The sequence below is a fragment of the Methylophaga thalassica genome, from assembly GCF_030159795.1.
GTDB lineage: Bacteria > Pseudomonadota > Gammaproteobacteria > Nitrosococcales > Methylophagaceae > Methylophaga > Methylophaga thalassica.
Map to the genome: position 1 here is coordinate 689,638 of NZ_BSND01000005.1, position 20,060 is coordinate 709,697.

Sequence of the window (20,060 nt, forward strand, 5' to 3'; positions counted from 1 at the left end):
AAGGATCTGTCTATGAGCCCACGTTACGCATGTACTGCTAACCCCGCCCCAGAATTATTCAATACCGAAAAGCTAGGGATGAATAGCGATGCTCTTATCAAAGATTTCAAACGTTATTACGGTACACACTTAGCTCAGGATAAAGGTTGTGCTTCAGGTCATTACCTCTACTCATCACTGGCACTGACATTAAGAGACCGGCTGTTCAACCGCATGAAGCATACTAAGCACACCTATGCAGAAAAGCAGTGTAAACATGCTTATTATCTGTCAATGGAATTTCTTATGGGTAGAGCCATGGGCAATGCGGTTCTAAACCTCGGTTTAGAAAAAGAAACGACCAAAGCACTCAATGAACTCCATTTAAACTTTGAAGATTTAATCGAAATGGAACACGACGCCGGGCTCGGTAATGGCGGTCTCGGGCGATTAGCGGCGTGTTTTATAGATAGTTGTGCCACCTTACAACTCCCCGTTACAGGCTATGGGCTGCGTTATGAATATGGCATGTTCCAGCAACGTATCGAAAACGGTTTTCAGGTGGAAAAACCTGATCACTGGTTACAGGATGGTAATCCATGGGAACTGGAACGTCCGGAATTTACCCAACGGGTTAAATTTGGCGGTCACACCGAATATCACCCAACCGACAGTGGTGATATGAAAGTCCACTGGGTCAACACAAATGATGTACTGGCTATCCCTTTTGATCTGCCCATTCCCGGTTATCAAAATGGCACAGTTAACGTGCTGCGTTTATGGAAAGCGGGTGCCACCGATGAGTTTAACCTGGAAGACTTCAACTCAGGCTCTTATACCGAAGCGGTTGCTGCCAAAAATGAAGCTGAAAATATCAGCATGGTGCTCTACCCCAATGATGCCAGTGAGAATGGTAAAGAACTTCGTCTGCGCCAACAGTACTTCTTAGCCTCGGCCAGTCTGCAGGACATCCTCGATTACTGGGTCACGACACATGGTGAATCCTTCGATAATTTTGCTGAGAAAAATTGTTTCCAATTAAATGACACCCACCCGACTGTGGCTGTTGCCGAACTGATGCGTCTATTAATGGATGAACATGGATTAGGCTGGGAAAAAGCATGGGAAATTACTTCCAGCACCATGGCCTACACTAACCATACCCTGTTACCAGAAGCATTAGAGCGCTGGCCGGTGAATATGTTTGGTCGTCTGTTACCACGCATTCTGGAAATTATTTATGAAATTAATGCACGCTTTCTTCGTGAAGTCGCCACTCGTTGGCCTGGAGACAAAGCGCGCCTTGCACGCATGTCTATTATTGAAGAAGGCGGTGAAAAACAAGTTCGTATGGCTCATCTGGCCATCGTCGGTAGCTTCTCCATCAATGGTGTCGCGGCCTTACACTCAGAGTTACTGAAAAAAGGCTTATTCCACGACTTTTACGAACTCTGGCCACATAAATTCAACAACAAAACCAATGGTGTGACACAACGCCGCTGGCTCGCCTGGTGTAATCCAGACTTAAGTGAACTCATCACAGACACCATTGGTGATAACTGGATTACCCAACTGACTGAGCTGAAAAAACTGGAAGCCTATGCCCATGACAAGGCTTTCCAAAAGAAATGGCATGCCGCTAAACTTGCCAATAAACAACGTTTGGCAAAATTAGTGAAAGATAGCTGTGGCGTTGAGTTCAATCCTGAAGCTATGTTTGATATTCAGGTAAAACGCATTCATGAATACAAACGTCAGCTACTTAATATTCTGCATGTTATTCACCTTTATGACCGTATCAAACGTGGCGATACCAAAAATATGACGCCGCGCTGCGTACTGTTTGGTGGCAAAGCTGCACCAGGTTATGTCATGGCAAAACGCATCATCAAACTGATTAATAATGTTGCCAGCACAGTGAATAATGATCCGGATGTGGGCGATCTGTTAAAAGTCGTCTTTTTGCCAAACTATCAAGTTTCAGCCATGGAAGTGATTTGCCCAGCAGCTGATTTATCAGAACAGATCTCTACCGCCGGTAAAGAAGCCTCTGGTACGGGCAATATGAAATTTATGATGAACGGCGCGATGACTATTGGAACACTGGATGGAGCCAATATTGAAATCCGTGATGAAGCCGGCGCTGAAAACTTCTTTCTGTTCGGTCTGACTGAAGACGAAGTCACTGAGCTCAAGCCCACCTACAATCCACGGTTTATTATTGATAATGATGCCGATCTGAAACGCGTCGTCAACTTGTTAGAATCAGGCCACTTCAACCAATGTGAAGAAGGTGCTTTTGATGACATTATTGCTGCTTTCACCAGCCCCAATGACCCATGGATGACGGTTGCAGACTTCCATAGCTATGTGGAAGCCCAGCAACGTGCAGCGGAAGTCTATCAAGACAAAGAACGCTGGATAGCAATGAGTATTATGAACAGTGCTAACAGTGGTATGTTCTCTACCGACAGAACCATGGAAGAGTACAACAACGATATCTGGAAATTAGAAAAAATTAATCCACGGTTTTAATTTTGAGCGGCCAAGAGGGTGTTAACGACTCTCTTGGCTAAACACCTCTTGAGCCGTAGCAGATTATCAGCAAAGTCCGTATAATCTTCGGCTCAACTTCACGCGCCTGTAGCTCAGTTGGATAGAGTACCAGTTTCCGAAGCTGGGGGTCACAGGTTCGATTCCTGTCAGGCGCGCCACTTTTAAACAAAAAACATTCAAGCACCCTATTCCTCATTATCTGTGGACGTGACAAACGTTCTCATATCAAATGCTGGGAAACTTGCCCGAAAATCTGGGGTAATTATCAGCTGCTCAATATCATCTAAACATTTTTAATACGCTCTCCAACAATAAGGAGAGAGAAATGAATGTTTTGTTATTGGGTGCTGTCGCCATGATTACAGCCTTGATTTTATCTGCATGGTTAATGACATTTGCTCGCTGGTTCCCTATAAAAGGGATTGATGGCGACTTTTTAGTGGATTATAAAACCATGATCAGAGCGCATGTTGACTATGCGCTTATGGCATTGTTTAGTTTGGGTTTCTACGGTGCAGCTTCAGGCGCCAATATTGAGCTATCAAAGATCGCATGCCTTTGCATTGCTGTTGGTGGATTTACCAATCCGACGATTTTTGTCATCGCTGCCTTTGATACCGACTTCTGGAATAAAGCTATTTGGAAAATTTTCTCCGCGCTCAGCTTTATTGTTACAACAATTGGTTTTGTATGGATTGCCTACAGCTTTCTGATGTTCGCTATTTAGCAACAGATTGTTACGTATAAATCGTTCTAATGTTGTAATAGAGCGCCTATATATGGCGCTCTTTTTAATCTAACCTCATATTTTTATATTCATTTTATGAAACGGTATGCATTCCAGAAAATGAAATATATAAAATGTAGGCTACTAAAATAGCATCTACTTTATTAATTTTATTAAGAATTCAGCGTTAACCCTCTATCTCAATATAAAAATTTCTGACTAAGTTTGCTTTTGTCATAAATCTTTAACTTAAGGTCGTTACTCTTATCGAGTTAAAGATTTTTATTGCTTAATTAACTAGTCAGGAGTTTCTATGAAACTATTTGCAAAAAATGCAAAGTCAGTCTTTCTTATTACTGCACTTGTTGGTGCTATGTCATCAACTGTCGCCCATGCCGAACTGAAATTAAATGGTTCTGGTGCCAGCTTCCCAGCTCCACTTTATAACAAATGGTTCAAGGACTACAGCAAACAAACTGATGGTGTACGTATTGACTATCAATCAAAAGGTAGTGGTGCAGGTATCCAAGACTTTATCAATGAAACTGTTGATTTTGCTGCTAGTGACGCAGCGATGAAAGACAGCGAAATCGAACAAGTGAAAAAAGGCGCTATTTTATTGCCAATGACTGCCGGTGAAGTTGTTCTGTCATACAACTTAGACGGCATCAAAGAATTGAAACTGCCTCGTGACGTTTATCCTGAAATCTTCATGGGTAAAATTACAAAATGGAATGATCCAAAAATTCAAGCAGCTAACCCTGGCGTGAAACTGCCTGATGAAAAAATCACTGTCGTTGTTCGTTCTGATTCAAGTGGTACTAGCTTTGTATTTACTAACCACTTATCAGCGATCAACAGTGAATTCAAAGAAGCAGTCGGTGGTTCTAAATCTCCGAACTGGCCAAGTGCAGGCACCATTGTTAAAGCGCCTAAAAATGACGGTGTAACAGCCACAATCAAACAAACTCCAGGTGCAATTGGTTATATCGAATATGGTTTTGCCAAACTAACCAAAATGCCAACCGCTGTTCTTGAAAACCAAAAAGGTAAATTTGTGAGTGCAGGTAGCGAAAGTGGTGCTGCAGCATTAGCGACTACACCTTTCCCATCAACAACTCTGCCAGGTAGCGATGTGCCAGACTTACGCGGATGGGCAACGGATCCAGCAGGTGATGACGCCTACCCAATCGCAACATTTACTTGGTTACTTGTCTACAAAAATCAAGACGATGATAAAGCAAAAGCCATGCGTGACTTGATTGAATACATGGTAACGAAAGGTCAAGAATCATCTGAATCTATGGGCTATATCCCATTACCAGAAAACGTTGTTGAGAAAGTTCGCAACGCTGCAAAAATGATTCAGTAATCAGGCAGTTGAAGACTCAGATTAAAATGCTGCAAGGACGTTTGACCTTGCAGCATTTTCTCTGTTTTAAAGACAGCATAAAACACGTTTCAAATACGAATGAATAATTGATAGGAACGCACATGGTTTACGATCCATTTAAAGAGGCAAGCAGTGATAAAACACTGTCTGCACCACCATCTACCACTGATTATTTAAAAGACTCTGTATTCCGTTCTTTTGCTTATTTTTGCGCCTTATCCATTATTCTTTTGGTCGCCTATATCATTTTTGAATTAGGCTCACAGGCATTACCTGCCATTAAAACACACGGCCTTAGTTTTATTACCGGCACCACCTGGGATACTAATGAAGGTGTGTTTGGTGTATTGCCAGAAATCTGGGGCACATTATATAGCTCGTTTTTGGCACTACTCCTTGGTGGCTCTTTAGGTGTGGCAATTGCTATTTTCTTAACCCAGAGCTTTGTTCACGCTAAATTCGAAATGATTTTTAGAACGATCATCGAATTATTAGCTGCTATTCCTTCTGTTGTTTACGGTTTGTGGGGTATCTATGTGCTTATCCCATTAATCAGACCCGGCGCGCAGTGGTTACATGAGACATTGGGCTGGTTTCCATTATTTGGTACAGACCTTAGCGGACCAGGTCTCGCGCCCGCCGCCCTGGTTTTAGCCATTATGATTCTACCAACCGTGGCAGCTATCTCTGCCGATGCTTTCCGTCGCATTCCTTATAAAGTGAAAGAAGCGGCTTATGGCATGGGTGCAACAAAATGGGAAGTGATCTTAAAAGTCATGTTACCTACCGCCTCGTCCGGCATCTTGGCTGGTCTGGTACTGGGGTTTGGACGTGCTTTAGGGGAAACGATGGCGCTCGCAATGTTGATTGGTAACGTTAACAACATCAACTTATCGTTGTTTGCCCCGGCAAATACCCTAGCCTCACTTCTTGCATCAACCTTCCCTGAAGCGGGTCAAATTGAAATCCAGGCATTGATGTATGCGGCATTAGTTCTATTACTCATCACATTCATCGTAAATGTCGCGGGCCTTGCCGTGCAGCAATACACCATGCGTAAATTTGAGGGTAAAAAATGAGTCAATTACAAATGGAAGAGCCAGTATTACCTCCCAGAATTGAATTACCAGCGCTGGAAAAAAATCTTTTTGAGGTCAGAGCCTTAAAAAATTACTTCCTGACTTCTATGGTCTGGGTATTGGCGGTACTCGCCAGCATCCCCTTATTTTCAGTGATTTATATGCTGATTGTTCAGGGTGGCGCAAGACTGGATATGGAAGCGATTACCGCCTTACCACCAGCCGGGTTTGAAATGGGCGGTGGTTTTGGTAACGCGATTGTCGGTACTTTAACCATGGTCGGCATTGCCTCAGCCATCAGCATTCCGATTGGTATCATGGCTGCGCTTTATTTATCCATACTGAACCCGTCAAGCAAAATCGCAACATTGTCACGCTTTTTAGCCAAAGTATTGACTGGTTTTCCTTCAATTTTAGCGGGTGTGTTTGTCTACGCTGTAATTGTTATTACCACAGGTACATACTCGGCTTGGGCAGGTGGTGTGGCATTAGCTGTTTTGATGTTACCAACAGTCACATTGGCCGCTGAAGAAGCCATGAAGCAAGTGCCACAAAAAATGAAAGATGCTGCATTTGGAATGGGCTGTACACGTACTCAAGTGATTTTGAAAGTCGTGCTACCGACGGCTTTACCAGGCATTCTGACTGGTGTGATATTGGCTGTAGCAGGTGCTGCAGGTGAATCGGCGCCTTTGCTGTTCACTGCCTTATTTAGTAACTACTACATGGCTGAACTAGCTGAACCTACAGCCTCTTTATCCATACTGATTTACAACTTTTCTGGCATGCCATTTGAAAATCAGCTTGAATTAGCTTGGGCAGCCTCACTGGTACTTGTCTTACTTGTGCTGTTTTTCAATATTCTGGCCCGCGTTGTCGGCAGATCGAAATTTAAAGAATAACGGAAGGAAAATCTATGAACATGCAAACCGATACCGGTGAATTCATTGCTAAAAAGTACGAGCCAAAAGGCCCGGTTGTTTTAGACTGCCATGTAAAAAACATTTACTACGGTGATTTCAGAGCGGTCAGAGACACCACGATTCCTATTGAGAAAAATAAAGTCACCGGCTTTATTGGTCCCTCAGGTTGCGGTAAGAGTACAGTTCTACGCAGCATGAACCGGATGAATGACCTCATCGACTCATTCCGTTTTGAAGGCCACATCCAATATCACAAGCACGATATTTACAGCAAAAAAGTGGATGCTGTAATCGTAAGACGTTATATCGGTATGGTCTTTCAGTTGCCTAATCCCTTCTCGATGAGCATTTATGACAATGTCGCATTTGGTCTGAGATTAAATGGTTATAAAGGTGATGAAGAAGAGATGGTGGTCAAAGCACTTAAACGTGCAGCTATTTGGAATGACGTTAAAGATAAACTGAAAAATAGCGGTTTATCACTATCAGGTGGTCAGCAACAACGTTTGTGTATTGCCAGAGCCATTGCGACAGAACCTGATGTTTTATTAATGGATGAACCTTGTTCTGCACTGGATCCGATTGCTACGCGTCAGATCGAAGAACTAATGGTGGAATTAAAACAGCATTACAGTGTGGCCTTAGTCACGCACAATATGCAGCAAGCAACACGCGTGGCTGATACAACCGCGTTCTTAGGTGTGGATATTTCACAAGGTGGCCGTACGGGTTATCTGGTGGAAATGGATGAAACTAAGAAGATTTTTGAAGACCCTCAGCAGTTGTTAACTAAACAATACGTGCGAGGTGAGTTTAGTTAAGCTAAACCGTTATTATGGGGTCATCATCATTTAATGCAGTTCACAATGCAACGCACGATCTGACAAGCAATATCGCTCGACTGGATATTGCCGCTGTCAGGTCACGTCTGCTTAATACGAAAAAAAACTTCGATAAAATTAATGAAACACTCAGTGTAAAAAGAACGCCGCCTTCAACAGAAGTGATTGAAAACCTGGTCGCAGGTTACGCCAAGATCGACTTTTATCTGGCTAATGGTATAGAACTTTTCGCTATGGGTAACTCACACCTGTTGTTAGAGTTGAACCACATTGTTCTTTATCACACTTCATCAATATCTAAACAAGAGTCTCAACATCAGTTTGAGGCAACAAAAGCCCACTTTTATGCAGCTCGCAATGGCGGAATTGGTCAACTCATGGATTGGTTAGCCTTAAACCAACATACCAATATCTGGAAACGAACAGCGGGATTGTTTACCAATATTTTGAGTCAGCCACAGCTGTTTCTGGAAGGAAATCACCGTACAGGCTCGTTAATCATGAGCTACCTACTCATGAGGGAAGGATATCAGCCATTTGTATTGTCTTATGATAATGCCAGACATTTTTTTGAGCCTGCCGAACTGACAAAAAAACGTCGCAAGAAATCATTAGTCGACGATTTTATTTATCTGCCAAAACAAACACGCAAATTTGCCAAACTGCTGAAAGATGAGCAAAAAAGACAATCTTTCCTGCAAACTTGACTAGTGATAGCGCGTGTTAGATTTTTTTTCTTTTAATTCGCCCCGGTTAGCTTCGATAATTTTTTGAAATTTCTCGGGATCTTTGTGAAGAATATCAATGTATTCTGTCACCAACTCGTGCCAGTTATTACCGCCATGGATAGAAAACTTCTCTAAAGCCAGCAACAGAAACTTGGCCGCTACTCTGAGTTGTTTGCTATCTGCCTCACCATACCAATCGAGTAACTCTTCATAGAGCGCCTCAATTTTTTCCAGAGGCGTGAACTCTACAATCATATCTTGAGAATCTTTTTTACTCATATTAGCGGCTTTTATTTCTTGAATGGTTCAAATGGATAGAGGTCGCGTTAGCTGGCTCATTCTGAATTAAGCAGACTGAACACCAGAGAAATCAGCCTTTAGTATATGTATTATATCGAAATATCCGTGACCGAATCTGAATAAAATCAGGCTAAATCATCTCAGCATCACTTTGTCTTTTACAGTTAAAACACTAACTAAACAAACACTTTACGATCATTACCGCTCAACAGATTCAAAGTAGAAAAAACAACGTTGTATAGAAACTGTCCACTTGTCTGAGATTCCAGACAGCATTTATTTATGGAAACAAGTGCAATTAATTCCTTTTTTTGACTGTTAGTCTTTCCCAACCCCTCGGGGATTATCAAACATGATTTTGTGTTTGGTAAATGATGACTTATAGAAAAGCCCTATGTTTTTTTATACGTCAGCGTTTGGTACAGGAGTGGCGACTTCAGCTTCCGCCACTCCTTTATCTTAAGTTTGAAGGGAAAATTTATGAAAAAAACGACAATATCTCTGGCACTGATGTCAGTGGCTCTGCCTATTACAAGTTATGCAGATGAATTGCTTTCTATGCAAAAAAACCCAAATGAATGGGTAATGTCAGCAGGTAACTACGCCAACCACCGTTATAGTGAATTGACAGATATTAATAAAGATAACGTCAAAGATCTGAATATGGCCTGGTCATTTTCTACAGGCGTATTAAGAGGTCATGAAGGTAATTCACTTGTTATTGGCGATACCTTATATATTCATACGCCATTTCCAAACATTGTGTATGCATTAGATTTGAACAATGACGGTGCTATCAAATGGAAATACGAACCAAAACAAAACTACGATGATACCGTGCCGGTTATGTGCTGTGACGTCATCAATCGTGGTTTAGCTTACGGTGACGGCAAAATCTTCCTTAATCAGGCGGATACCACATTGGTAGCACTTGATGCTAAAACGGGTGAAGTCGTTTGGTCTGATAAACGCGATGATCCTAAAGTAGGTGCAACTAACACCGGTGTGGCTCATGTATTTAAAGACAAAATCGTAGTGGGTATCTCTGGTGGTGAGTTTGGTGTTCGTGGTTATGTTCAGACTTATGATTTAAATGGTAAGTCTTTATATAAAGCCTACAGCACAGGTCCTGATGCAGAAATGTTAGTGGATCCAGAGAAAACAACTTCAATGCTGAAACCTATCGGTGAAAACTCATCTTTAAAAACATGGCAAGGTGATCAGTGGAAAATTGGTGGTGGTACCACTTGGGGTTGGTATTCTTATGATCCTGATCTCAATCTGTTCTACTACGGTACGGGTAATCCATCGACATGGAACCCATTACAACGGCCTGGTGATAATAAATGGACCATGTCATTGTTTGCCCGTGATTTAGATACTGGCATGGCTAAATGGGTTTACCAAATGACGCCACATGATGAGTGGGATTACGATGGTGTAAACGAAGTCATTCTGGCCGATCAGAAAGTTAAAGGCAAAATGTACAAAACAGCGGTTCACTTTGACCGTAACGGCTTTGGCTACACCATGGATCGTGCATCAGGTGAGTTATTAGTGGCTAACAAATTTGATCCCTCTGTTAACTGGGCAAATAGCGTTAATCTGAAAACAGGTTTACCTGATCGTAATAAACAGTACTCACCAGAATATAACGGTGAAGACACAAGCACGACGGGAATTTGCCCGGCAGCACATGGTGCTAAGGACCAACAACCTGCCGCGTATTCACCAAAAACCGGCTTGTTCTATGTACCTACCAATCATATTTGTATGGATCTGGAACCGTTCCAAGTGGAATATTTAGCCGGTCAACCGTATGTTGGTGCTGAAGTAAATATGTTCGCCGCTGAAAAAGACAATATGGGTAACTTTATTGCCTGGGATGCTCGCGAAGGTAAAATCGTCTGGTCAGATAAAGAAAGATTCTCTGTATGGTCAGGCGCACTGGCGACGGCCGGTGATGTTGTCTTCTACGGTACATTGGAAGGCTACCTAAAAGCAGTAGATGCGCAAACTGGCCGTGAATTATGGCGCTTCAAAACCCCATCAGGCATTGTAGGTAACGTGAACACTTACAAACATGATGGCAAACAGTACATCGCTGTATTGTCAGGTATTGGTGGCTGGGCAGGTATTGGTATGACCAATAACCTGGAAAATGATACTGATGGCTTAGGCGCTGTAGGTGCCTATAAATCTCTATCAAGCTGGACTTCATTAGGCGGCGTTCTGAGCGTATTCAGCTTATAAAATGCCAGCGTAGTAATACAAAGCTCGACACAGTGCAAAAAACTCCGGTGATAGAAATATCATCGGAGTTTTTTTATGTGTATCTGTTTATTTTATCTTCGTGCCAAATAAAGATTCTGTTACCGCTCTATTCACTCTCTAATCCCTTTTTAAGTTCATTTTCTTAAGGCAAAAAAAAGCCCTCATCAGAAAACTGAAAGGGCGAAGGGAAAACCAATGAAAGCCGTAAAGCTGGTATCAATAATAGAGAAATAAAGGCTCTCTCAACATAGGAAAAACTCCCTTTATCTCTCAGTAAACTCATTTTAAGGCTTTCAGACAACCGTTCTTATCCTATCCAAGCCCGAACCTTCCCACTCATTTATCGACAACAGCAGAATTATCCACTCACGCAACAAGAACCTCTTTTTGAATATACAAAAACAACAAAGATAAAGAGGAAAATGATTGCCATAGTATCTATATTAAAATGCAATATTTAAGACAAGCATGCTGAAGCTTCTCACGTCAGATAAAAAAAAGGCCCTGCAAGCAGGGCCTTTTCTACATCAATTGATGCTGTCTTGTTTTATTCGTTTACAACGAAGTCAACACGACGGTTTTTCGCTCTTCCAGCTTCTGTATCGTTGGTGGCAACTGGGAATTTTTCGCCCATACCGACTGGAATCAGGTAGCTACCGTTAATACCACGTGAAGTCAGGTAATCAACAACAGACTGTGCACGTTCTTGTGACAGTTTTTGGTTGTAAGCTTCACTACCGATGCTATCAGTGTGGCCTTCAACACGGACTTCAACAACACTGTCAGTATCTTTCAGAACAGCTACCGCTTCTTCAAGAATTTGTTTCGCATCATCAGTCAAAGTTGCTTTATCAAATGCGAAGTTAACACCTTCTAAAGACAATACTTTTTCACCTGCTAATGGGCAACCATCTTGGTCAACGATAACGCCTTTCGGTGTGTTAGGGCACAGATCTTTATAATCAGGCACTGCATCACCATCAGAGTCTAACGCACAACCTACACGGTCAACAGTGACACCAGGAGGAGTTTGTTGGCACATATCAATACCGTCATAAACACCGTCTTTATCAGTGTCATATGCGCAGCCATTTTGGTCGACTAAAGCACCTGGAGGTGGTTCTACAGCACAGACAGGTTTTTCAACAGCTGCCACTTCTTGTTCTTCATCACCGTTCGGGCAGAGTAATAGCGCTAACATTGAACCGACAACTGCGCCACCAGCAGAAGCATCAGAGTCACCAACAGCAGCACCAGCAGCACCACCAGCTAAAGCACCACCAACTGCACACATAATGTTTTGGTTAGTTGTTTTCGGGTTACCCGCACAACCAGCCAGCAATGCTATTGCAAAAGCTGCTGACAGGAGTTTTGTTAATTTCATATTGCCTTCCTTTTCCGTAGAAAAATAAACGAACACGTCTTAAAATTGATTTGCTCAATACCGAGTGTGGTACTTTCGCTACATATTAAACCAGTATTTGCCTGACGTCTAATAGATCTTATAAGTCATAGGGTGAACTCTGTGTCAAAAAAACAACAATCACATACGCCCTATCACATCTTCGGGTTCAGCTTGTAATGACAAACTGGAAACTGAACTATCTTTGGCTAATTCGCCGGACTCCATGCCTAGCTTGATCATTAAGCGTACTTCATTGGCTGAATCGGCATTACGTAAAGCTTCTTCGTAGCTAATATCACCTGCTTTATATAAATCATAGACAGCTTGATCGAACGTCTGCATCCCAAGCTCTTTAGAACGTTTCATTACTTCTTTGATTTCATAAATCTTGCCTTTCTCAATCAAATCAGCAATCAGCGGCGTATTAAGAAGTACTTCAACCGCAACAGCCCTGCCCGAGCCATCCTTTTTAGGAATGAGTCTCTGAGCAATAACCGCTTTAAGATTTAATGAAAGATCCAAAAATAATTGTTGATGACGCTCTTCAGGGAAAAAGTTGATAATCCTATCCATTGCCTGATTCGCATTATTAGCGTGTAAGGTGGATAAACAAAGATGGCCGGTTTCTGCAAAGGCCACACCGTAATCCATGGTCTCACGTGTACGTATCTCACCAATCATGATGACATCCGGCGCCTGACGCAGTGAATTGCGTAAAGCCACTTCATACGAATCAGTATCAATCCCCACTTCCCTTTGTGTCACCACACATCCGGCATGCTTATGATCAAACTCAATAGGATCTTCAATCGTCAGAATGTGGCCTGTACTGTTTTGATTGCGATAACCGATCATCGCCGCCAATGTGGTTGACTTACCACTGCCTGTCGCCCCGACAAATATCACTAAGCCACGTTTTGTCATCGATAATTCTTTGATGACCTGAGGCACATGAATTTCTTCAATGGTAGGAATTTCATCTTTGATACGGCGCATGACCATAGCAATTTTATTTCGCTGGTAAAGCGCGCTGATACGAAAGCGACCTGCACCTTTAGTCTCCAGTGCATAATTACACTCTTTTTCACGTTCAAATGTTTTTTTCTGAGCATCTGACATCGTGCTCAGTACTAAATCTCTGGCCTCATCATCCTGCAGTGCTTCCTGAGAGAGCGTTGCCATTCGGCCATTCACTTTCAAGGTAACCGGGCGGCCAGCGGTAATAAATACATCTGAGGCATCATGTTTCACAGCGGCTTTTAGTATCGTGACAATTTCCATATCACACTCCTCTAACGGAATAAGTCTTTATTAACAGCACGTGGTAATGCCTCTTGTTTGGTGACCTTTTGTCGTCTGACTAAATCCTGCAAACACTGATCTAAGGTTTGCATTCCAATAGCGCCGCCCGTCTGAATAGCCGAGTACATCTGCGGTACTTTGTCTTCTCGAATCAGGTTTCTGATAGCCGGAGTACCAATCATAATTTCATGTGCAGCGATGCGTCCGCCTCCCACTTTCTTCATCAATGTCTGGGAAATAACGGCACGCAATGATTCTGACAACATGGAGCGCACCATGTCTTTTTCCGCAGCAGGGAAAACATCAATAATCCGGTCAATAGTTTTGGCTGCCGAAGATGTATGTAAGGTACCAAACACCAAATGCCCGGTTTCTGCGGCTGTCAGCGCCAGTCTGATTGTCTCCAGATCACGTAACTCACCGACCAGGATAATATCCGGATCTTCACGCAGCGCACTTCGAAGTGCTTCACTAAAGCCATGTGTATCACGATGCACTTCACGCTGATTAATCAAACATTTTTTACTTTGATGCACAAATTCGATTGGGTCTTCAATCGTCAGAATATGTTCATTATCTTTTTCATTTCGATAATTAATCATGCCGGCCAACGTAGTGGACTTACCTGAACCTGTAGGCCCGGTGACCAACACAATACCGCGATGATTATCCGCGATGGTTTTAAAAATATCGGGAGCGCCCAGTTCTTCCAGACTGAGTACTTTTGATGGAATCGTTCTGAAAACGGCAGCAGCACCACGGTTCTGATTAAACGCATTAACACGAAAACGCGCCAGCCCCGGCACTTCAAATGAAAAATCAGCCTCAAGGAACTCTTCAAAATCCTTACGCTGTTTATCATTCATAATGTCATAAATCATCGCGTGGACATCTTTATGTTCCATCGCCGGCAGATTAATGCGCTTGATATCACCATCCACACGAATCATTGGCGGCTCACCTGACGAAACATGTAAATCCGAAGCATTGTTTTTTGCGCTGAACGCAAGCAATTCAGTAATATCCATCAACGATTCCTATGCGGTTTGGTGTAGTCTAGTTAATTCAAAATTTAAGCAATGAGTATAAAGGTATCGCGCCCTTATGAGGCTTGCAACATGACAGATGTAAAAAAACGTTTCCAACAAATTCATCACGAAATAAGCACATCGGTATCAGCGGCAAAACGTGATCCACAATCGGTGCAGTTACTGGCTGTTAGCAAAACATGGCCAGCCGATGCCCTGCGTGAAGTAGCCGCATTAGGCCAACGCCAGTTTGGTGAAAATTACCTGCAGGAAGCCTTAGATAAAATTGACGCTTTAGCCGATCTTGATTTGGAGTGGCATTTCATTGGTCCTATCCAATCAAATAAAACCCGAGATATCGCCGGGCATTTTGACTGGGTTCAGAGTGTCGACAGAGAAAAAATTGCCCGTCGTTTAAATGAGCACAGACCTGACTCACTGGCACCACTCAATGTCTGCATACAAATCAACATTGACGAAGAAGAGACCAAGTCCGGTACCAGCCCAGAAAAGTTACTGACATTAGCTGACTACATTGCAACACTCGATAAGCTCAATCTAAGAGGACTGATGGTGATTCCCTCGCTCAAAAACTCCGTCGCCGATGAAAAAGACAGCTTCTCACGTGCTTACGAACTTTTTCAGCAATTACGTCATAAATACCCGCAGGTAGATACCTTATCTATGGGAATGACAGCAGACATGTCTACAGCCATCGCTTGCGGCAGTACAATGGTACGTATTGGTACAGCATTATTTGGACAACGTGAGAAACGTTAGCTCCTCAATGCGACAGACTCAGACGATAATAGATACAAGGTGAACAAATGAAACAATGCACGATCGCATTTATTGGTGGCGGCAATATGGCGCGTAGCCTGATTGGTGGCCTGATAAGCAACCAGTTTACTGCAGAAAACATTCACGTTTCGGATGCGAATACCGAAGCTTTGGATAATTTAGCCTCACGCTACAATGTAAAAACCTTTACTGATAATCTCGCCGCAATTGCCGATGCAGATGTCATCATCCTGGCTGTGAAACCGCAACAGCTGCAATCGGTTATTCGTCAAATAGCACCCGCATGGCAGCAGGATAAATTACTCATCTCCATCGCTGCTGGAATCAGGTTAAATGACATTTCTCGCTGGTTAGACTTTGAAGGTGCTGCTATCGTCAGAGCTATGCCAAATACACCCTCGCTGGTTCAGGCAGGCGCTACCGCACTCTGTGCCAATGACTATGTGACATCTGCACAACATGAGCTGGCTGAATCCATGCTTAGAGCTGTTGGTCTGGCATTATGGATTAGTGATGAAAAACAGATGGATGCCGTAACCGCCTTATCTGGCAGCGGACCAGCCTATTTCTTCCTGGTACTTGAAGCCCTGCAAACAGCAGGAATGGAGTTAGGTCTTCCAGAAGAAACTGCCAGATTATTAGCACTGGAAACCAGTTTCGGTGCTGCTAAAATGGCACTGGAAAGTGATGAATCGGCCTGCGTGCTTCGTCAGCGAGTCACCTCACCAGGTGGCACAACAGAACGTGCCCTAGATGTGTTTGAACAAGGTGATTTACGAGGCTTGTTTAAACAAGCACTCACAGCGGCAGCGCAGCGGGCTGATGAACTGGCTGAACAATTAGGACAAGACTATGACTAGTAGTTATATCAGTAATCCGCTTATTTTTCTTATCGATACCCTCATCTATTTATACATGGTTGTTGTTGCGCTGCGCTTGATTATGCAGTGGGCCCACTGGGAGTATCACAATCCTATGGTGCAGTTTATTATCAAACTCACCCAGGTACCGGTGAAGTTTCTTCGCCGTTTTATTCCTGCCGCAGGTCGTTGGGATACGGCCACTCTGGTATTACTGATTGTTGTAGCACTGATAAAAATCATTGCCGTTGGCATGCTCGCTGGCGTATTACCCAAAGGTCTTTTCTGGCTGACAATACTCTTTGCAGAACTATTTCAGCTGTTTATCAATATTTTCACCGTCAGCATTATTATCGAAGTGATATTAAGTTGGGTCACGCCCGCAGGAAGTTATAATCCAGTGGCGCCCTTAGTCGGTAAGATGAATGCTCCCTTACTTCGTCCAGTTAGAAGAACCATTCCGCCTGTTGCAGGTGTAGACTTATCTCCACTGTTTGTATTACTGGGATTACAAGTTTTATCGATGTTAGTCATGCCGCTATTAGCAGGTCGCTATATATGATCCAGATTGCGCTGCCACGGCAGTCTGATTAGACTTAACGCTTTTTTACGGGAATCAACCATATATGCCGGAATCTATACCAGCTGACTCTGTTGGTCTGGTGAAACCATCGACAATTCATATCGATACGCCACTTCAGCTTGACTGTGGTAAGACACTACCAAGTTATGACTTAGTCTATGAAACCTATGGCTCATTGAATGAGAATGGCAGCAATGCTGTATTGATTTGTCACGCCCTTTCAGGTGATCACCACGCCGCCGGTTTCCATACGATGGAAGATCGCAAACCCGGTTGGTGGGATACGGCTATCGGTCCCGGCAAGGCGATTGATACCAACCATTTTTATGTGGTGTGTCTGAATAATCTGGGTGGTTGTAAAGGCTCCACCGGTCCAAACACGATTAATCCTGAAACGGGCGAGTTATATGGCCCTGACTTTCCTATCGTTACCGTCCCTGACTGGGTTCGAAGTCAGGCGATGCTTGCTGATCGACTAGGCATTCAGCAATGGGCAGCCGTCATTGGTGGCAGCCTCGGTGGCATGCAAGCTTTACAGTGGTCAATCAGCCTGCCCGAGCGTGTTCGGCATGCTATCGTCATTGCCGCCGCCCCTAAACTATCAGCACAAAATATTGCCTTTAATGAAGTCGCCAGAACCGCAATAAAATCTGATCCTGATTTCCACGATGGTTATTACATAAAACATAATACCTTGCCACGTCAGGGACTTGGACTCGCACGTATGCTGGGGCATATCACCTATCTTTCAGATGAAGCAATGGGTGAAAAATTTGGCCGTGAATTACGTAATGGTGCTATTCAATATGGCTATGATGTTGAGTTTCAAATCGAAAGTTATTTACGTTACCAAAGCACCAGCTTCGTTGAACGCTTTGACGCCAATACCTATTTATTAATGACTAAAGCACTGGATTATTTTGATCCTGCCCAGGCGTTTAACGATGATCTTGTCGCTACCGTTGCGAATATTCAGGCTAAGTCGCTTATCATCTCATTTACCAGTGACTGGCGCTTCTCACCTGAACGCTCAAAAGAAATCGTCAACGCCATGCTGGCTGCCGGTAAATCCGTCTGTTATGCCGAAATTGAAGCTCACCAGGGCCATGATGCGTTTTTAATGCCCATACCTCGCTATTTGGAAATCTTTGGCACCTATATGCAACAAATTGCTGCGGAAGGAGTGAAATAATGGCCTTACGTGTCGATCAGCAAATCATCAGTGACTGGATTCCTGATGGCGCCAAAGTGCTGGATTTAGGTTGTGGTAACGGTAGCCTGCTTAAACATCTGCAACAAAGAAACATCACAGGCTATGGCTTAGAAATTGATAATAGTAAATTTGCTGAATGTATCGAAGCTGGGATCAATGTTATCCAGGCAGATCTGGATGAAGGTTTAGCGCAATTTGCCGATCAGAGTTTTGACTTTGTTATCTTGTCACAAACCTTACAAGCGATTCAGCGCCCTGACTTTTTATTGCAGGAAATCGTTCGTGTTGGCAAAAATGGCATTATCGGTTTCCCTAACTTTGGTCACTGGCAATGCCGTGTGCAACTAGCACTAGGTGGAAAGATGCCGGTCTCCAAAACACTTCCGAATGCTTGGTTTGAAACACCAAATATTCACTTATGCACAATCCAAGATTTTGAGAACCTTTGTGCTGATCATCAACTCAAGGTTCATAACAGAAGCATTGTTAACCACAACAATAAAGACAGCTTAGGAATACGATGTCTGCCTAACTTATTTGGTCAGGTCGCGATTTACCGAGTTCAAAAACAACATGATTAAACAATATCAAAAAGAATTTATCGAGTTTGCCATTGCCACAGGTGTTTTGCGGTTTGGTTCATTTACACTGAAATCTGGTCGTCAAAGCCCCTATTTCTTTAACAGCGGCTTGTTTAATAGCGGTGCCAGTCTAGCAAAACTCGGTCGGTTTTATGCTCAAACCATTGCTGACTCTGGACTTGAGTTTGATGTGTTATTTGGCCCAGCCTACAAAGGCATACCACTAGCCTCTACCACCGTGGTCGCCTTAGCCGATCAGCATAATCAAGATATGCCTTATGTCTTCAATCGAAAGGAAATCAAGGATCATGGTGAAGGTGGTCAACTGGTTGGCGCTGAACTGAAAGGTAAAGTCCTTATTATCGATGATGTTATCTCCGCGGGCACCTCAGTCAGAGAGTCTGTTGAGATAATCCGTGCCGCAGGCGCAGAACCCGCCGGTGTTATTATCGCTTTAGACAGACAAGAACGCGGTCAGGGTGAGCTTTCTGCCATACAAGAAGTTCAGGCCGAACATAATATTCCTGTATTGAATATTATTTCTCTGAACGACCTTTTAGGTTACCTTAAAGATAGCCCTGATTTTGGCGAGTATTTACCAGCAGTCACCGCATATCGTGAACAATTTGGTGTAGCCTGAACATCAGCCGTAAATTAATTTCGCGGATATAAACAAAGTCACAATTTCAAAAGCACGTTTAATCCAGCGGTTACCGTGTTTTATTGCCAGATGTGATCCGAGATAACCACCTAGCAAAGATCCGAGTAGTAATGCCGGTAGCCAGTCCCAGCGAATATCCCCCAGCAGCCCTAATGTAATAGCGCCTGCACCATTCCAAAACAGACCGACCATTATCAGCGTGTAGGCGACCGCACGCTGATAATCCATACCAAACCACCCTACCAGCCATAGTGTCACGAAAAGCCCCGTACCTGAGGTTAGAGAGCCATTTAAGAAGCCTATCAGGAACAAGATCAGTCCACCGCTAACGCAACCCATCCAGTCTCGGTGTACAGGTTCATAGTTTTGACCCAGCCGTGGTTTCAAAATGGAGTAAATTCCCAAGCCACCGGTCAATATTCCCAGTGCTATCTCTGCCATACGATCGGGGATGAGCAAAATAATATTTCCTCCCAACACAACTCCAGGCAGCCCGGTCAGTAACATTAAAACAACAAACTGTCGTTCCAAACGACTTGTTTTCAAATATCGCAAAACAGCTCCAACACCCAAAGCGACGCTGGCCACTTTATGGGTTGCTAAAGCCACAGAAAAGCTTAAACCAAGGAAGATTAAAACGGGAAATTGAATAAGGCCGGCACCACCACCTGAGAAGGCAGAAAAAGTATTGGCTACCAATGAGACCAAAAACAAGATAAATTGATCAAGAAAATTCAATTGTTGACTCCAATCACGCAGACAAGATCATGATACGTAAACTACCCCTGTTGATATTTTGCTCTACATTCAGCCTTTCAGTCAGTG

General features: G+C 43.3%; 19 protein-coding genes and 1 tRNA gene. 15 read left to right on the forward strand and 5 right to left on the reverse strand.

The genetic code is table 11. The annotated features are described in order from the left end of the window. The first annotated feature begins 12 nt into the window (after positions 1-12). The 8 genes from QQL60_RS10470 to QQL60_RS10505 all read left to right on the forward strand — a co-directional run bounded on the left by QQL60_RS10470 (position 13) and on the right by QQL60_RS10505 (position 8,206). Positions 13-2,514, forward strand: coding sequence for a glycogen/starch/alpha-glucan phosphorylase (locus tag QQL60_RS10470; protein ID WP_007146958.1), 2,502 nt, complete (start codon positions 13-15; stop codon positions 2,512-2,514). A 102-nt stretch (positions 2,515-2,616) separates the two neighbouring features. Next, positions 2,617-2,693, forward strand: a tRNA-Arg gene (locus QQL60_RS10475). Between the two features lie 167 nt (positions 2,694-2,860). Beyond that, a complete protein-coding gene (locus QQL60_RS10480; RefSeq protein ID WP_007146959.1) occupies positions 2,861-3,262 on the forward strand; it encodes a hypothetical protein in 402 nt (133 codons plus the stop codon). Positions 3,263-3,575: 313 nt separating this feature from the next. Beyond that, complete coding sequence (pstS, locus tag QQL60_RS10485; RefSeq protein ID WP_007146960.1) at positions 3,576-4,634, forward strand: phosphate ABC transporter substrate-binding protein PstS; 1,059 nt, start codon at positions 3,576-3,578, stop codon at positions 4,632-4,634. A 122-nt stretch (positions 4,635-4,756) separates the two neighbouring features. After that, complete coding sequence (gene pstC / locus QQL60_RS10490) at positions 4,757-5,734, forward strand: phosphate ABC transporter permease subunit PstC (RefSeq protein WP_284723267.1); 978 nt, start codon at positions 4,757-4,759, stop codon at positions 5,732-5,734. Continuing rightward, a complete protein-coding gene (pstA, locus tag QQL60_RS10495; protein ID WP_007146962.1) occupies positions 5,731-6,636 on the forward strand; it encodes a phosphate ABC transporter permease PstA in 906 nt (301 codons plus the stop codon). Before pstC ends, pstA begins: the two co-directional genes overlap by 4 nt. Positions 6,637-6,650: 14 nt before the next feature. Then, positions 6,651-7,478 (forward strand): phosphate ABC transporter ATP-binding protein PstB, encoded by an 828-nt coding sequence (gene pstB, locus QQL60_RS10500; protein ID WP_007146963.1) that lies wholly within the window; start codon positions 6,651-6,653, stop codon positions 7,476-7,478. A 14-nt stretch (positions 7,479-7,492) separates the two neighbouring features. Then, entirely contained in the window at positions 7,493-8,206 is a 714-nt protein-coding gene (locus tag QQL60_RS10505) for a hypothetical protein (RefSeq protein ID WP_284723268.1), read from the forward strand. Here QQL60_RS10505 and QQL60_RS10510 read toward each other — a convergent pair whose 3' ends face one another. Further along, positions 8,207-8,506 (reverse strand): hypothetical protein, encoded by a 300-nt coding sequence (locus QQL60_RS10510; RefSeq protein ID WP_284723269.1) that lies wholly within the window; start codon positions 8,504-8,506, stop codon positions 8,207-8,209. It abuts the gene before it with no gap. A 501-nt stretch (positions 8,507-9,007) separates the two neighbouring features. On the opposite strand from QQL60_RS10510, the gene QQL60_RS10515 reads away from it, so the two are divergent. Then, on the forward strand, positions 9,008-10,780 hold the full coding sequence (locus QQL60_RS10515; protein ID WP_284452145.1) for a methanol/ethanol family PQQ-dependent dehydrogenase: 1,773 nt from the start codon (positions 9,008-9,010) through the stop codon (positions 10,778-10,780). A 568-nt stretch (positions 10,781-11,348) separates the two neighbouring features. Here the strand turns inward: QQL60_RS10515 and QQL60_RS10520 are convergent. The 3 genes from QQL60_RS10520 to QQL60_RS10530 form a co-directional block, all read right to left on the reverse strand. Then, complete coding sequence (locus QQL60_RS10520) at positions 11,349-12,185, reverse strand: OmpA family protein (RefSeq protein ID WP_007146968.1); 837 nt, start codon at positions 12,183-12,185, stop codon at positions 11,349-11,351. Positions 12,186-12,344: 159 nt separating this feature from the next. After that, a complete protein-coding gene (locus tag QQL60_RS10525; RefSeq protein ID WP_007146969.1) occupies positions 12,345-13,487 on the reverse strand; it encodes a PilT/PilU family type 4a pilus ATPase in 1,143 nt (380 codons plus the stop codon). Positions 13,488-13,498: 11 nt separating this feature from the next. Continuing rightward, entirely contained in the window at positions 13,499-14,536 is a 1,038-nt protein-coding gene (locus tag QQL60_RS10530; RefSeq protein WP_007146970.1) for a type IV pilus twitching motility protein PilT, read from the reverse strand. A gap of 90 nt (positions 14,537-14,626) precedes the next feature. Between QQL60_RS10530 and QQL60_RS10535 the strand changes: the two genes are divergently transcribed. From QQL60_RS10535 to pyrE, 6 genes are all read left to right on the forward strand, one after another. Next, entirely contained in the window at positions 14,627-15,316 is a 690-nt protein-coding gene (locus QQL60_RS10535; protein WP_284723270.1) for a YggS family pyridoxal phosphate-dependent enzyme, read from the forward strand. Between the two features lie 47 nt (positions 15,317-15,363). Further along, positions 15,364-16,197: a pyrroline-5-carboxylate reductase gene (proC, locus tag QQL60_RS10540; protein ID WP_284723271.1), complete on the forward strand. Its 834-nt coding sequence runs from the start codon at positions 15,364-15,366 to the stop codon at positions 16,195-16,197. After that, the gene (locus tag QQL60_RS10545) at positions 16,190-16,759 is read left to right on the forward strand and encodes a YggT family protein (protein WP_007146973.1); all 570 of its coding nucleotides are present in this window, start codon (positions 16,190-16,192) and stop codon (positions 16,757-16,759) included. The genes proC and QQL60_RS10545 overlap by 8 nt, the downstream gene beginning before the upstream one ends. A 64-nt stretch (positions 16,760-16,823) precedes the next feature. Then, on the forward strand, positions 16,824-17,972 hold the full coding sequence (gene metX, locus QQL60_RS10550) for a homoserine O-succinyltransferase MetX (protein WP_007146974.1): 1,149 nt from the start codon (positions 16,824-16,826) through the stop codon (positions 17,970-17,972). Next, on the forward strand, positions 17,972-18,574 hold the full coding sequence (gene metW / locus QQL60_RS10555; protein WP_007146975.1) for a methionine biosynthesis protein MetW: 603 nt from the start codon (positions 17,972-17,974) through the stop codon (positions 18,572-18,574). The genes metX and metW overlap by 1 nt, the downstream gene beginning before the upstream one ends. Beyond that, positions 18,567-19,214, forward strand: coding sequence for an orotate phosphoribosyltransferase (gene pyrE, locus QQL60_RS10560; RefSeq protein ID WP_007146976.1), 648 nt, complete (start codon positions 18,567-18,569; stop codon positions 19,212-19,214). Before metW ends, pyrE begins: the two co-directional genes overlap by 8 nt. 3 nt (positions 19,215-19,217) lie before the next feature. Here pyrE and QQL60_RS10565 read toward each other — a convergent pair whose 3' ends face one another. Then, positions 19,218-19,973, reverse strand: coding sequence for a sulfite exporter TauE/SafE family protein (locus tag QQL60_RS10565; protein ID WP_284723272.1), 756 nt, complete (start codon positions 19,971-19,973; stop codon positions 19,218-19,220). Positions 19,974-20,060: the final 87 nt, after the last annotated feature.